Origin of the sequence: Variovorax sp. OK605, from assembly GCF_900115445.1 — a bacterium.
Taxonomy (GTDB): domain Bacteria; phylum Pseudomonadota; class Gammaproteobacteria; order Burkholderiales; family Burkholderiaceae_C; genus Variovorax.
Map to the genome: position 1 here is coordinate 26,215 of NZ_FOWL01000009.1, position 13,936 is coordinate 40,150.

The 13,936-nt window shown below is 65.3% G+C and carries 12 protein-coding genes; 9 read left to right on the forward strand and 3 right to left on the reverse strand.

Annotated features, from left to right (window positions below; translation table 11 throughout):
* The 7 genes from BM013_RS23055 (at position 1) to BM013_RS23085 (ending at position 8,939) form a co-directional block, all read left to right on the forward strand.
* Positions 1–1,008 (forward strand): ABC transporter ATP-binding protein, encoded by a 1,008-nt coding sequence (locus BM013_RS23055; RefSeq protein WP_093130318.1) that lies wholly within the window; start codon positions 1–3, stop codon positions 1,006–1,008.
* Positions 1,005–1,838 (forward strand): ATP-binding cassette domain-containing protein, encoded by an 834-nt coding sequence (locus BM013_RS23060; RefSeq protein WP_256221614.1) that lies wholly within the window; start codon positions 1,005–1,007, stop codon positions 1,836–1,838. Before BM013_RS23055 ends, BM013_RS23060 begins: the two co-directional genes overlap by 4 nt.
* Before the next feature lie 41 nt (positions 1,839–1,879).
* On the forward strand, positions 1,880–3,373 hold the full coding sequence (locus BM013_RS23065; RefSeq protein ID WP_093129989.1) for an ABC transporter substrate-binding protein: 1,494 nt from the start codon (positions 1,880–1,882) through the stop codon (positions 3,371–3,373).
* 4 nt (positions 3,374–3,377) lie between these two features.
* On the forward strand, positions 3,378–4,778 hold the full coding sequence (locus BM013_RS23070) for an amidase (protein ID WP_093129990.1): 1,401 nt from the start codon (positions 3,378–3,380) through the stop codon (positions 4,776–4,778).
* A gap of 43 nt (positions 4,779–4,821) precedes the next feature.
* The gene (locus BM013_RS23075) at positions 4,822–6,270 is read left to right on the forward strand and encodes an aldehyde dehydrogenase family protein (protein WP_093129991.1); all 1,449 of its coding nucleotides are present in this window, start codon (positions 4,822–4,824) and stop codon (positions 6,268–6,270) included.
* A gap of 9 nt (positions 6,271–6,279) precedes the next feature.
* Positions 6,280–7,170, forward strand: a complete 891-nt coding sequence (locus BM013_RS23080) for an NAD(P)-dependent oxidoreductase (protein WP_093129992.1) — start codon at positions 6,280–6,282, stop codon at positions 7,168–7,170.
* A 587-nt stretch (positions 7,171–7,757) separates the two neighbouring features.
* Positions 7,758–8,939, forward strand: coding sequence for a GGDEF domain-containing protein (locus BM013_RS23085; protein ID WP_093129993.1), 1,182 nt, complete (start codon positions 7,758–7,760; stop codon positions 8,937–8,939).
* Positions 8,940–9,268: 329 nt separating this feature from the next.
* Here BM013_RS23085 and BM013_RS23090 read toward each other — a convergent pair whose 3' ends face one another.
* The 3 genes from BM013_RS23090 to msuE all read right to left on the reverse strand — a co-directional run bounded on the left by BM013_RS23090 (position 9,269) and on the right by msuE (position 12,015).
* Positions 9,269–10,306, reverse strand: a complete 1,038-nt coding sequence (locus tag BM013_RS23090) for a methionine synthase (protein WP_093130320.1) — start codon at positions 10,304–10,306, stop codon at positions 9,269–9,271.
* Positions 10,307–10,404: 98 nt separating this feature from the next.
* Positions 10,405–11,388, reverse strand: a complete 984-nt coding sequence (locus BM013_RS23095; protein WP_093129994.1) for a DUF1852 domain-containing protein — start codon at positions 11,386–11,388, stop codon at positions 10,405–10,407.
* A gap of 45 nt (positions 11,389–11,433) precedes the next feature.
* On the reverse strand, positions 11,434–12,015 hold the full coding sequence (msuE, locus tag BM013_RS23100; protein ID WP_093129995.1) for an FMN reductase: 582 nt from the start codon (positions 12,013–12,015) through the stop codon (positions 11,434–11,436).
* 459 nt (positions 12,016–12,474) lie between these two features.
* Here msuE and BM013_RS23105 point away from each other — a divergent pair, with 459 nt between their 5' ends.
* The gene (locus BM013_RS23105) at positions 12,475–13,386 is read left to right on the forward strand and encodes a LysR family transcriptional regulator (RefSeq protein WP_093129996.1); all 912 of its coding nucleotides are present in this window, start codon (positions 12,475–12,477) and stop codon (positions 13,384–13,386) included.
* Positions 13,383–13,916, forward strand: a complete 534-nt coding sequence (locus tag BM013_RS23110; RefSeq protein WP_093129997.1) for an epoxyqueuosine reductase QueH — start codon at positions 13,383–13,385, stop codon at positions 13,914–13,916. Before BM013_RS23105 ends, BM013_RS23110 begins: the two co-directional genes overlap by 4 nt.
* Positions 13,917–13,936: the final 20 nt, after the last annotated feature.

The window sequence follows — 13,936 nt, forward strand, 5'->3', positions numbered from 1 at the left end:
ATGCCCCTCCTCGAAGTCAACAACCTCCAGATCGGCCTGCAGACCCAGCGCGGGCCGGCGCAGGCCGTGCGCGGCATCTCGTTCTCGCTGGAGCGCGGCGAAACGCTGGGCATCGTCGGCGAGTCGGGCTGCGGCAAGTCGATCACCGTGATGTCGCTCATGGGGCTGCTGCCGTCCAGCGCCCAGGTCACGGGCAGCATCAAGCTCGACGGGCAAGAGCTCGTCGGCCTGCCCGAGAAGCAGATGTGCCAGATCCGCGGCAACCGCATCGGCATGATCTTCCAGGAGCCCATGACGGCACTGAACCCGGTGCACACCATCGCGCGCCAGGTCGGCGAGCCGCTGCAGCTGCACCGCGGCCTGACGAAGGCGCAGGCGCGCAAGGAGGCGTTGAGCCTGCTCGACCGCGTGGGCATTCCCGACGCGGCCTCGCGCCTGGATGCCTACCCCCACCAGTTCTCCGGCGGCCAGCGCCAGCGCATCGGCATCGCCATGGCGCTGGCCTGCGGGCCCGACCTGCTGATTGCCGACGAGCCCACCACCGCGCTGGACGTGACGATCCAGAAGCAGGTGCTCGACCTGATCCAGGGCCTGGTCAAGGAAATGGGCATGGCGCTGATCCTGATCTCGCACGACCTCGGCGTGATCGCCAACAGCGTGAAGCGCATGCTCGTGATGTACGGCGGCAGCGCCGTCGAGAGCGGCCCGACCGACACGGTCTTTGCCGGCCGTGCCCACCCCTACACGCGCGGCCTGTTCGCCGCCCGGCCTGCCTTGGGCGCCGTGCGCGCCGGCCGCCTGCCGACCATTCGCGGCAGCGTGCCCGAGCTGGTCGACATGCCGCGCGGCTGCGCCTTCGCGGGCCGTTGCGCCCACACCATCGACCTGTGCCACAGCACGCGGCCGCAGGCCACGCTGCTGCCCGGCGACCACACGGTGCGCTGCCTGCGGCTGGGCGAAATCGCCGCCTTGAACACCAGGACGGCCACTCCCGTCCTCTCCGCATGAGCCAGATTCGCCAGATGAGCCAGCCCACCACCGCCGGCCAGCCCCTGCTGGCCGTGAACAACCTCTACCGCCACTACGCGCTGCCGCGCGAAAAGCTCTTCGGCCCGCCGCCCACCGTGAAGGCGCTCAACGGCGTGAGCTTCGAGGTGCAGGCCGGCAAGAGCGTCGGCATCGTGGGCGAATCGGGCTCGGGCAAGTCGACCATCGCGCGCCTGGTGATGGCGCTGGACACACCCACGTCGGGCACCGTCTCGCTCGAAGGCCGCGACCTGCACGCGCTGTCGAAGTCCGAACTGCGCGCCGCGCGGCGCGACTTCCAGATGGTGTTCCAGGACCCGTACGGCTCGCTCGACCCGCGCCAGACCGTGGCGCGCATCGTGGCCGAGCCGCTGGAAGCACTTGCCGAAACCAGCCGCGCCGAACAGCGCGAACGCGCCTCGGAAGCGCTCGCCGCCGTCGGCCTGCGCACCACCGACATGGACAAATACCCGCACGAGTTCTCGGGCGGGCAGCGCCAGCGCATTGCGATTGCACGCGCGCTCATCACGCGCCCCAAGCTCATCGTCGCCGACGAACCCGTCAGCGCGCTCGACGTGTCGGTGCAGGCACAGGTGCTCAACCTCATGCAGGACCTGCAGCAGCAGTTCGGCGTGAGCTACCTGCTGATCAGCCACGACCTCGCGGTGGTCAACCACCTGTGCGACGAAGTCTGCGTGGTCTTCAAGGGCCGCATCGTGGAGCGCGGCCGCCCGGCCGACCTGTTCCAGCACGCGCAGCACGAGTACACGCGCACGCTGCTTTCCGCGGTTCTGCACACGCCGTCCCGCTGAAGCGGGCGTTCTTTTTCATCTCACCTCCAGGGAACTATCGAATGTTGAAGCGACGCACACTCATGACTTCCGCCATGGCGGCGGCAATCCCGGGTGTCTTCCTGCCCGAGGCCCGCGCGCAGGCCGGCAAGAACACGTTGACGATCGGCATGCCGCTCGAACCGCCGGGCCTGGACCCGACGACCGGCGCCGCATCGGCCATTGCGGAAATCACGCAATACAACATCTTCGAGACCCTGACCAAGGTGAACGCCGACGGCTCGGTCACGCCGATGCTGGCCGAGAGCTGGTCGTCGTCGCCCGACATGAAGACCTTCGTCTTCAAGCTGCGCAAGGGCGTGCGCTTCCAGAACGGCGAGCCCTTCAACGCGGCCGCGGTGAAGTTCTCTTTCGACCGCGCCGGCGGCGCCAAGAGCACCAACAAGGACAAGCGCTTCTTCAGCGAGATCGGCACCGTCGTGCTCGACGACCACACGGTGGGCGTGAACAGCACGCTGCCCAACCCCGACCTGCCCTTCATGCTGGGCCAGTCGACCGCCTGCCTGGTCGAGCCCAAGAGCGCCGAGACCAACGCCACCGCCCCGGTGGGCACGGGCCCCTACAAGCTCAGCGCCTGGCAGCGTGGCGCCTCGTGCACGCTGGTGAAGTCGCCGACCTACCGCGACCCGAACCTGGCGAAGACCGAGCGCTTCGTGTTCCGCTTCATGTCGGACACGGCGGCGCAGACGGCCGCGCTGATGGCCAACGACATCGACATCTTCCCGCGCGCGGGCACGCGCTCGGTGGCGCAGTTCAAGGGCAACCCGCGCTTCCAGGTGATCGAGGTGGGCACGCGCGGCAAGGTGATCCTGACCATCAACAACCGCAAGAAGCCGCTGGACGACGTGCGCGTGCGCCGCGCCATCCTGGCGGCCATCGACCGCAACGCGATCATCCAGGGCGCGGCCGACGGCTTCGGCAAGCCCATCGGCAGCCACTACGCCATGGGTGCGCCGGGCTTCATCGACACCACGTCGATGAACCCCTTCGACATCGAGAAGGCGAAGAAACTGCTGGCCGAAGCCGGCGTGAAGACGCCGCTGGAGCTGCGCCTGCAGCTGCCCCCGCCCTCGTATGCGCGGCAAGGCGGCGAGATGATCGCGGCGCAGCTGGCGCAGATCGGCATCAACGTGAAGATCCAGAACGTCGAGTGGGCGCAGTGGCTCAGCGGCACCTTCGGCGGTGCGCATGACTTCGACCTGACGATGGTCGCGCACGTGGAGCCCTTCGACCTGGTGAAGTACACCGAGGCCGACTACTACTGGGGCTACGACTCCAAGAAGTTCCGCGACCTGTTCGTCACCATCCAGAACGAAGAGAACAAGAAGCGCCGCGCCGACCTGCTGGCCGAGGCCCAGCGCCAGCTGGCCACCGATGCGGTGAACGGCTTCCTGTACCAGGCGGTGTTCCCGACCATCGCGCGCAAGGAAGTGAAGGGCCTGTGGCCGAGCATGCCGATCGTGGTGAACGACCTGGCCGCCATCTCGTGGGGTTGATGCGATGACAACGCCCCTCTATGCCCTGAGCGTGCAGGAACTGCGCGCGGCCTATGCGGCCAAGGAACTGTCGCTGGTGGAAGTGACGCGTTCGGTCAACGAGCGCATTGCCGCCTACGAGCCCGAGCTGCGCGCCACGTGGCTGTTCCGCCCCGAGCTGGCGCTCGAACAGGCGCGCGCCTCCGAGGCGCGCTGGCTGGCCGGCACGCCGCGCAGCCCGCTCGACGGCGTGCCCGTGACCATCAAGGACAACCTGGCGACCGAAGGCGACCCGATGCCGCTGGGCACCGCCGCGTACGACCTGGTGCCGATGACGCAAGACTCCCCGCCGGCCGCGCGCCTGAAGGAAGGCGGCACGGTGCTGGTCGCCAAGACCACCATGCCCGACCTGGGCATGCTGTCCTCGGGCCTGTCGAGCTTTCATGAACTCTCGCGCAACCCGTGGGACCTGTCGCGCACGCCCGGCGGCTCCAGCGCGGGCGCCGGTGCGGCTGCCGCGGCCGGCTACGGCCCGCTGCACGTGGGCACCGACATCGGCGGCTCGCTGCGCCTGCCGGCGAGCTGGTGCGGCATCTACACGCTCAAGCCCAGCTTCGGCCGCATTCCGCTGAGCACGCCCTACATGGGCCGTTGCGCCGGCCCCATGACGCGCACCGTGGCCGACTCGGCGCTGATGATGGCCTCGGTCGCGCAGCCCGACGACCGCGACTACTCGGAACTGCCCGCGCCGACGATCGACTGGAACGCCTTCGAGGTCGACCCGTCGTTCCTCAAGGGCAAGCGCGTGGCGCTGCACATGGACGCAGGCTGCGGCCTGCCGCTCGACCCGCAGATTGCCGAAGCCGTTCGCCGCGCCGCGAAGCGCATCGAGGCGGCCGGCGCGCAGGTGGAAGAAATCGGCGCCTTCATGACGCCGAAGATGCTCGAAGGCATGGACCACTTCTGGCGCATGCGCTCGTGCCTGGACATGCAGGCGATGAGCGCGGAAAAGCGCGCGAAGATCCTGCCGTACATCCGCGAATGGGCCGAGAGCGCGGCCGGGTTCTCGGGCGCGCACATCTTCGACGCGTACAGCCAGTTCATCGCCACGCGCGTGGCCACGGTGGCCGCCACCAAGGCCTGCGACTTCGTGCTGTCGCCGGTGTCGCCCAACCTGCCCGCCCCGGCGGACCACGCCTCGCCCACCAACGACCCGATGCGGCCGCTGGAGCACATCGGCTTCACCGTGCCGTACAACATGTCGGAGCAACCGGCCGCGTCCATCAACTGCGGCTACTCGGCCGAGGGCCTGCCCATCGGCCTGCAGATTGCCGGGCGCCGCTTCGACGACCTGGGCGTGCTGCAATTCAGCCGCGCCTTCGAGCAGATCCGCGAAGCGCAGAAGCCCTGGCCGGAACCAAAGTGACATTGCAGCGTCCCATGGCGCTGATCGCAAGGAGACACATCACATGAACGCAACCCACTACATCGACGGGCGCCACGTGGCGTCCGAAGGCAACGCCACCATCGACGTGATCGACCCGAGCGACGGCCAGAAATTTGGCGAGATCGCGCGCGGCACGGCCGCCGACGTCGACACCGCCGTGCGCGCCGCGCGCCAGGCCATGGGCGAGAACTTCGACGGCCCCTGGGGCGCGATGACCGCGCTGCAGCGCGGCCGGCTGCTCGCCAAGCTCGGCGCCGCCGTCATGGAACACCATGAAGAGCTGGCCCAGCTGGAGGCGCGCGACACCGGCAAGGCGCTGCGCGTGGCGCGCAACGACGCCACCGCGCTGGCGCGCTACATGGAGTACTACGCCGGCGCCTGCGACAAGCTGCACGGCGACACGCTGCCCTACGAGCGCGGCTACACCGTGCTGACCGTGCGCAACCCGCACGGCGTGACGGGCCACATCGTTCCCTGGAACTACCCGATGCAGATCGCGGGCCGCAGCGTGGGCGCCTCGCTGGCCGCGGGCAATGCCTGCGTGGTGAAGCCGGCGGAAGACGCCAGCCTCTCGCTGCTGCGCCTGGCGGAGATCGCGACCGAGGTGGGCTTTCCGGCCGGCGCGCTGAACGTGGTGACGGGCTACGGCAAGGAAGCCGGCGCGGCGCTGTGCGCGCACCCGGGCATCGACCACATCTCTTTCACCGGCTCGACCATGACCGGGCGCAGCGTGGGCCTGGCCGCGGCCGAGCGCCACTGCCCGGTGACGCTGGAGCTGGGCGGCAAGTCGCCGCAGATCGTGTTTGCCGACGCCGACCTGGACGCGGCGGAGCCTGTGCTGGTCAACGCCATCATCCAGAACGCGGGCCAGACCTGCTCGGCGGGCAGCCGCGTGCTGGTGGAACAGTCGGTCTATGAAGAGGTGGTGCAGCGGCTGGCCAAGCGCTTCACGGCCGTGCGCGCGGGCACGCCCGCCGAAGACCTGGACATGGGCCCGCTCATCAACGAAAAGCAGTTCCGCCAGGTGCGCGACATGGTCGCCACGGCAGAGGCGAGCGGCATGAAGGTGGCGGCGCGCGGCACGGTGTCGCCCAACGCCTCGGCCACCGGCTTCTATCAAGAGGCCGTGCTGTTCCGCGACGTGCCGCACGACAGCGACCTGGCGCAGCGCGAGGTCTTCGGCCCGGTGCTGGCCGTGATGCCCTTCGCCGACGAGGCCGAGGCGGTGCGCCTGGCCAACGGCACGGACTTCGGCCTGGTGGCCGGCGTGTGGACCCGCGACGGCGCGCGCCAGCTGCGCATGGCGCACAAGCTGCATTGCGGCCAGGTCTTCGTGAACAATTACGGTGCGGCGGGTGGTGTAGAACTGCCCTTCGGCGGCGTGAAATCCAGCGGCTTCGGCCGCGAGAAGGGCTTCGAGGCCCTGCTCGGATTCACGACCCTCAAGACCATCGCAATCAAGCACGGATGACACTCACCCATGACCACCACTGAAAAACAAACGCCGCGCAACGTCGGCCTCGTCGGCGTCGGCCTGATGGGCCACGGCATTGCCAGCAACATCGTCAAGCACGGCCACAAGCTGACCGTGCTGGAACACGCGGGCAACCAGCCGATCGACGACCTGCTGAAGGCCGGCGCCACGTCGGTGAAGGACGTGGCCACGCTGGCCGCGCAGGTCGACGTGCTGATCCTGTGCGTCACGGGCACGCCGCAGGTCGAGGCCGTGATGCTGGGCGACACCGGTGCGCTGAGCACGCTGCGCGCGGGCACGGTGGTGATCGACTGCTCGACGGCCGTGCCGGCCTCCACCGCCAAGGTGGCCGAGGCCGTGAGCGCCAAGGGCGGCAAGTTCATCGATTCGCCGATGACCCGCACCGCCAAGGAAGCGGCCGAAGGCCGGCTGAACCTGCTGGTGGGTGGCGACGCCGACGTGCTGGCGTCGTGCCTGCCGCTGCTGCGCTGCTTTGCCGAGAACGTCACGCACGTGGGTGGCATCGGTGCCGGCCATGCGATGAAGCTGCTGCACAACTTCGTGTCGCTGGGCACGGTGGCGCTGCTGTGCGAGGCCGCGGCCTGCGCGCAACGCGCGGGCGTCGCGCCCGACGTGTTCGTGGACGTGCTGGCCAAGGGCGGCGGCAACGGCGTGGCGCTGGAACGCGTCAAGCCCAAGCTGCTGACGGGCAGCACCGATTCGCTGAAGTTCTCGATGGCCAATGCCAAGAAGGACCTGGGGTACTACAACGACATGGCGGAGCAGTCGTCTTCCGGCCACGGCATTGCGCTGGCTGTCGATGCGCTGCTGACGCAGGGTGTCGAGAAGTTCGGTGGCGACCGGATGGTGCTGGATCTGGTCGAAGCGCTGCGCTGATCCTTTGCTTTTGTTCTGTGCACCGCCGTTGTTCGGCGCGCGTGCACCGGACACCGGGTACTCCCCCGCGCGAATGTCCGCCGGGGCTGCGCCCCCTTCTTCTTTCTTTTCGCTGCGGGGCACACCCGATGCCCTGCGCACGGTGAGCGCGGCTGCGGCGCTGGCCGTTCCGTTCTGCCGCGGGGCGTGCCGTGAAACCTGCTGGAGAAGCGGAAATCATCCGGTGTCGATTCAGCACGCTTGATTCACGCCTGTAGCGCGTCTCGGGTGGACGCCGCCATCGCGAACCGATCCGGGCACCGGGTCTTCGGGTGCATCACGGTGTGGCACTTCCTGCAGTTTCCATGATGGTCTCCCGTCGAGGCACGGGCTTGCACCATTCATCCTCAAGTCTTCCGCAGCAGCGGCTGCTTCCGGGAAACTGAAACTTTCGTTCGCAAGCGGCACAATATCGCCACATTCGGACACCGGGCGTCGAGCCGTCGAACTTCCTGCTGGCAATGGCTGCCAGGGCCTTCCGCTCAGCGCCGGTTCGATGTCACCTGGCCTTCCGAGCCAGTTCTTCTGCCCCTTCTCTCGGCATCAACATGGTCTCAACCATTCTCATCGGCATGCTGTGCGCACACCTGTTGTGCTTCTCGGCGATGTTCTTTCTCATCAGCAAGCGCCTGCACGGCAACAAGATGGGCATGGACTTCTTTGCGATGGGCAACCTGTTGCTGGGTTTGGCATATGCACTGCAATTTGCCGAAGGAGGCCCCGCCTGGAGTTTGATGAGCGTCGGCAATCACACGCTCACGCTCGCCGCGCCGGTGGCGTATTGGCTGGGCGCCATGCGGTTCTTTGGCCGATCCGTCCCCTTGTGGCGACCGCTGCTTGCAATGGCGGGCATCTACACCGTGGCGCAGGTGCTGGTGGAATGGAGCTTCGGCCCGGTCGCCCGATACGCCATGCTCTCCGGCATGTCGGCGCTGCTGTTCCTGGTCATGGCCGTCACCGTGATCTATGGCGTGCTCACGTTCGCCCGAGACCTGTACGGCGAGATGATATTTTTCGCGGTGCTGATCAGCGGCATCTGCCTTCTCAATGCAGTCAAGTTCGTGAACCTTCTGGGCATGGGGCTGGACGCGTTGCGCATGGGCGGAAGTTTTCAGCTCGTGTTCTATGTCTATATGTCATTCCTGGCCACCGTACTGCCGCCATCGATCATCTGGTTGGTGTTGCGCCAGTTGACCGACGAGTTGCGCGACGTGGCCGCGCGCGACCCCCTGACGAAGTTGCTCAATCGCCGCGGACTCACGGAGGCGCTGCAACGGTATTTCAGAGCGCGCGGGGCCGTCTCGGCCTATCTGGTGATGGCCGACGTGGACCACTTCAAGCGCATCAACGACCGCTACGGTCACCAAGCGGGGGACCAGGTGCTGTGCCGTGTGGCGGACGTTCTGCGCACCCACGTGCGCGAGGGCGATTTGACGGTGCGCACCGGCGGAGAAGAATTCGTCGTCGTCTGCATGAACACCGAGGTTCGCGGGGTCACGCAACTGGCGGAACGCTTGCGCACGGCCATCGAAAACGCGGCAACCGTTGTCGAAGGGGTCGACCACCCGCTGCATTGCACGATCACGCTCGGGATTTCACACGCCTTCACGGGCGCGGATGCTCTCGTGAATGCCTTGAAAGAAGCCGACGCGGCGCTCTACGACGGCAAATCGGCCGGGCGCAACCAAGTCAAGGTGGCGGGAGCCGCTCTGTGCAGCATCGCTGCATGACTTCAAGCTCTACGGGGAACGGGGAGTTGATGGCTTTGGAGGGCCAGCCAATGTGGCGGGGCTGGCCATTGAACCCGGAGATGCGGGCGACCGCTCAGGGCCAAGCGATGCCGGCCGCGGTTCGCCCATGGTCGCATGGTCGGGCCACAAGCCGATGTTGGCTGGTGCCCTCCAGTTCCGTGTTCAATCGGCCAACTGCTGTCGTTCGGCGCAACGCCGCCCACCACAGGTACAGGCCAGTTTCAGCCGGTCGTGCACGGGCGGGCTGAAAACGTCGCGCATCACGACGACGCGCGATCTTCGGAATGGAGCGAGGAAGCTCTTCAGAATCAAGCTGCGGTCAGCCGTTCCCGTGCCAGCCTTGTTCCCTCTGCCAGCGCCTGCAGCTTGCGCCACGCCACATCCCGCCCCATCGGCGCCAGCCCGCAATTCGTGCACGGGAACAGGCGCTCCTTCGGCACGAATTCCAGCGCCCGGCCGATGGCGTCGGCCACTTCCTCGGGCGTTTCCACCACGTCGCTGGCCACGTCGATCACACCGACCATCACGTCCTTGCCGGCCAGCAGCTTCATGAGGTCGGGCGGCACGTGGGAGTGGATGCATTCCAGGCTCACCTGGTCGATGCTGCTTCTTGCCAGCGCCGGGAACACCGCCTCGTACTGGCGCCATTCCTCGCCCAGCGTGCTTTTCCAGTCGGTGTTGGCCTTGATGCCGTAGCCGTAGCAGATGTGCACGGCCGTCGTGCAGGTGAGTCCCTGCGCCGCGCGCTCGAGCGCCTGCACGCCCCAGTCAGCGGCGTCCTTCATGTAGACGTTGAACGCGGGTTCGTCGAACTGGATGATGTCCACGCCGTCGGCCTGCAGCGCAAGGGCTTCCTGGTTGAGCAGTTCGGCAAACGCGAAGGCCATCTTGATCCTTCCTTCGGCATTGCCGCCGTAGAAGCGGTCCGCCACGGTGTCGACGATGGTCATCGGGCCGGGCAGGGTGAACTTCAGCTTCTTCTTCGTGTGCGCGCGCGCCAGCTGTGCCTCGAAGGCATGCACGCGGCCCTTGAGGCGCAGCGCGGAGACCACCTGCGGCACCATCGCGTCGTAGCGGTTGTCCCGGATACCCATCTTCACCTTGTGCTCGAAGTCGATGCCCTCGACCTGTTCGAGGAAGCCGTGCACGAAGTGCTGGCGCGACTGCTCGCCGTCGCCCACGATGTCCAGGCCCGCGTCTTCCTGCGCCTTGATCCACAGCAGGGTCGCGTCGGCCTTGGCCTGGCGCAGCGCGTCGCCTTCGGCCATCCATTGCGGCCAGAGCTTGTTGGTTTCGGCCAGCCAGGCCGGCTTCGGCAGACTGCCCGCGATGGAGGACTCAAACAGCTGGCTGACAGCGCTCGATGGTGGGGAGTCCGAGGCGGACGTGATCGACGAGGCGGGCAATGGTTTTTTCATAAAGTTGGTCTGTATGTTTTGGTTGGTCAGAGCGCGAAATTGGCAGCCCATTGTTCAAGAACGCTCTTGTACGGCTTGATGAAGTGCTCTTCCGTGAACTTGCCCTGCTTGACAGCCAACTGGCCACGCTCTTCTCGATCATAGACAATTTGAGTCAATGAGTAATCCGCATTCTTCAAGCTGGGTTGGTAGAAACTCCCCGCTGCAGAGTTGGCGTTGTAGATCTCGGGCCGATATATCTTTTGAAAGGTTTCCATCGTGCTGATGGTGCCGATAAGCTCAAGATCAGTGTAGTCGCCCAGCAAATCGCCGACGAAGTAAAAAGCCAAAGGTGCAACGCTGTTTGGCGGCATGAAAAAGCGAACCCGCAAACCCATTTTTGCGAAATATTGGTCCGTCGAGGAAAGTTCATTCTGCTGGTACTCGGCGCCCAGGATGGGATGCCGATTTTCAGTCCGATGGTAGGTCTTGCTGCTTGAGGCGCTGATGCAGATGACCGGTGGTTTATCGAAGCACTCCTGGTAAGCATCCGAGTTCAAGAAATGCTTGAACAGCTTTCCATGCAGGTCGCCGAAATCGGCTGGGGCGCTGAACTCGGATCTGTCGATGTTGTGCTCTGGGAGCCGTACGCTGAAATCGTAATCGCGCACGTACGAAGAAAAATTGTTTCCGGCAATACCATCGATGCGCTTGTCGGTTTTTTTGTCGATGATGTTCGTTTTCAGTATCTCGATCAAAGGAAATACGTCATTGCCGCTCTCGGCATCGATATTCATCTCGGCGGAAATAATTTCAAGCTCGACAGAATAGCGATCTCCCGCCGGATTGTCCCAATGCGCCAAGCTGTTGAAGCGATTGTCGATCATCCTCAAGGTTTTGCGCAAGTTTTCCTGGCGGCTGCTTCCGCGAGCCAAATTGGCAAAATTGGTGGTTATGCGCGTATTGTCCGATGGGTGATAGTTTTCATCGAAAACAATGCTCTTAATGCTGAATTTGAATTGTTTGCTCATTGTGATCTGGTGTGCTGATTTTTGAGATTAAAGACAATTCTTTTTTCAGGCCGCGACCACTTCGCCGGTGATGGCAGACCTTGCATGGCGCGTCAATTCGACCAACGGCAATGCCCGTTGGACCGCCAGTCGGGCCCGCTGGATCAGGGCCTCGTCCTGCAGGCTGTAGTCCACGAAATCCGTGTCGGTCGCGTAGACGCCCAGCGGCAACGTGCGTGCTTGGAAGAAGCTGAACAGCGGCCGCAATTGGTGGTCGATGACCAAGGCATGGCGCTCGCTGCCGCCGGTGGCAGCCAGCAAGACCGGCTTGTCGATCAGGGCGTCCTGATCGATGAAGTCGAAGAAGTGCTTGAACAGTCCCGTGTAGGAGCCGCGGTAGACCGGTGTCACCACCACCAGGACGTCAGCTTGCTCGACCCCGGCAAGTTCGCGCTCCACCGTGTCCGGCAGCTGGGAGCGCCAGACCGCGCCGGCAAGCTGCGGTGCGAGCTGACCCAGCTCGACCAGGCGTTGTTCGCACACGACTTCGTCGGCGATCAGGTCCAGCAGGTGCTCTGACAGGGCTGCAGCCTTGGAGGGGCGTTGAAGTCCGCCGGAAACTGCGACTACACGGAGTGGACGTGTCATTTTTGCTTTCATAAGAATTGATCTACCGGCGCCAGGAGCCCCGCAGTTTTCGCGCGCGCGGCAGCATGACTTCGACGGTTGCGTCAGCGTGTGGCTCGCCGTTGGCTCCCATCCCGTGTTCAAGAATGGCGCAGACCCCATGCAGCAGTTGCAGGTGCCTGGCCCACGCGCCGTTTCGGCCGCAGGGCAGTCTCATGCGCGAGGCTCAGGCGAGATCCAACCTGCCCCGGGCCGTCCGGCGGACAAAGCCGCCATGCGCCAGGGATCGTTGTTGGGGGTGGAGCGGACAGCACGGTTCAACGCCGAAACCTGCTCGCGCACCCGCGCAATTCGAGGTTGTGAATGATGGTGATGGCCTCTGCGACGAATACAAACTAGCAATGGGAGCGGATGCTAACGATGGGAAACAATGAAGTAAAATGGTTTTATTTCACACATCCATGAATATGGCTCATCTGAATGCTTGAACGCATCCACCTCAACATCGTTCAGCAGGTCGAAAAACAAGGGTCGTTGACGGCCGCCGCGGGCGTGCTGAGCCTGACCCAGTCGGCCCTGAGCCACAGCATGAAGAAACTGGAGCAGCAGCTGGGCACTGACGTCTGGCTGCGCGAAGGTCGAAGCCTGCGCCTGACGCAGGCCGGCCAGTACCTGCTGGCGGTGGCGAACCGGGTGCTACCGCAACTGGCCTTGGCCGAAGAGCGTCTGGGCCAGTTCGCGCAGGGCGAGCGCGGTGCGCTGCGCATCGGCATGGAATGCCACCCTTGCTACCAGTGGTTGCTCAAGGTGGTTTCACCCTATCTGGCCACATGGCCCGACGTGGACGTGGACGTCAAGCAAAAGTTCCAGTTCGGCGGGATCGGCGCGCTCTTCGGCTACGAGATCGACTTGCTGGTCACGCCCGATCCGCTGGTCAAGCCGGGGCTGAAGTTCGAACCCGTGTTCGACTACGAGCAGGTGCTCGTCGTGGCCAAGGACCATGCCCTGGCTTCGGCGGCCTACGTGAAGCCCCAGCAGCTGACGCGGGAAGTGCTCATCAGCTACCCCGTGGACATCGAGCGCCTGGACATCTACAGCCAGTTCCTGTTGCCGGCGGGTGTCACGCCCAAGCGCCACAAGGCGATCGAAACCACCGACATCATGCTGCAGATGGTGGCCAGCGGCCGTGGCGTGGCCGCCCTGCCGCGCTGGCTGGTCGAAGAATATGCGGCCAAGATGGACGTGGTGCCCGTGCGGCTGGGCCAGCGTGGCATCGCCAAGCAAATCTTCCTGGGCGCACGCGAGGCGGACACCGCCATCGACTACGTGCGCGCCTTCATCGAACTGGCCCGCGAGCCAGCCATCGCCATGGCGCGAGGAGCCAGCCGATGAACACCACCGTCGAACGCCTACCGCTTCCACTGCCCGGCGGCCACGACAAGGTGCTGCTGCATTCCTGCTGCGCGCCCTGCTCGGGCGAGGTCATGGAAGCCACGCTGGCCTCGGGCATCGGCTACGCCATCTTCTTCTACAAACGCAAGATCCATCCGCTCAAGGAATACGAGCTGCGCAAGAACGAGAACATCCGCTTCGCCGGGCAGTTCGGCGTGCACTTCATCGATGCGGACTGCGACCGGGACAACTGGTTCGAACGGGCCCGGGGCATGGCGCACGAGCCCGAGCGCGGCGTGCGTGCGGCGGCCAGGTACCCCGGCCTGATGCAGTCGGAATGCAACTGGCGCAAGGGCGGTGGCTCCGCGCGCATGACCGAGATCAGCAAGCGCGAGAGCTTCCATCAGCAGGCGTACTGCGGCTGCGTCTACTCGCTGCGCGACGCGAACCGGCATCGGGTGGAAGGCGGCCGTGAGCGCATGCAGCTGGGCGTGAAGTTCTACGGCGACGAAGAGCCAGCAACAGACTGATGTGCATTGCCGGGGAGCGA

Coding starts and splice junctions, on each gene's coding strand:
- BM013_RS23055 (WP_093130318.1), top strand. CDS start 1: ATGCCCCTCCTCGAAGTCAACAACCTCCAGATCGGCCTGCAGACCCAG.
- BM013_RS23060 (WP_256221614.1), top strand. CDS start 1,005: ATGAGCCAGATTCGCCAGATGAGCCAGCCCACCACCGCCGGCCAGCCC.
- BM013_RS23065 (WP_093129989.1), top strand. CDS start 1,880: ATGTTGAAGCGACGCACACTCATGACTTCCGCCATGGCGGCGGCAATC.
- BM013_RS23070 (WP_093129990.1), top strand. CDS start 3,378: ATGACAACGCCCCTCTATGCCCTGAGCGTGCAGGAACTGCGCGCGGCC.
- BM013_RS23075 (WP_093129991.1), top strand. CDS start 4,822: ATGAACGCAACCCACTACATCGACGGGCGCCACGTGGCGTCCGAAGGC.
- BM013_RS23080 (WP_093129992.1), top strand. CDS start 6,280: ATGACCACCACTGAAAAACAAACGCCGCGCAACGTCGGCCTCGTCGGC.
- BM013_RS23085 (WP_093129993.1), top strand. CDS start 7,758: ATGGTCTCAACCATTCTCATCGGCATGCTGTGCGCACACCTGTTGTGC.
- BM013_RS23095 (WP_093129994.1), bottom strand. CDS start 11,388: ATGAGCAAACAATTCAAATTCAGCATTAAGAGCATTGTTTTCGATGAA.
- msuE (WP_093129995.1), bottom strand. CDS start 12,015: ATGACACGTCCACTCCGTGTAGTCGCAGTTTCCGGCGGACTTCAACGC.
- BM013_RS23105 (WP_093129996.1), top strand. CDS start 12,475: ATGCTTGAACGCATCCACCTCAACATCGTTCAGCAGGTCGAAAAACAA.
- BM013_RS23110 (WP_093129997.1), top strand. CDS start 13,383: ATGAACACCACCGTCGAACGCCTACCGCTTCCACTGCCCGGCGGCCAC.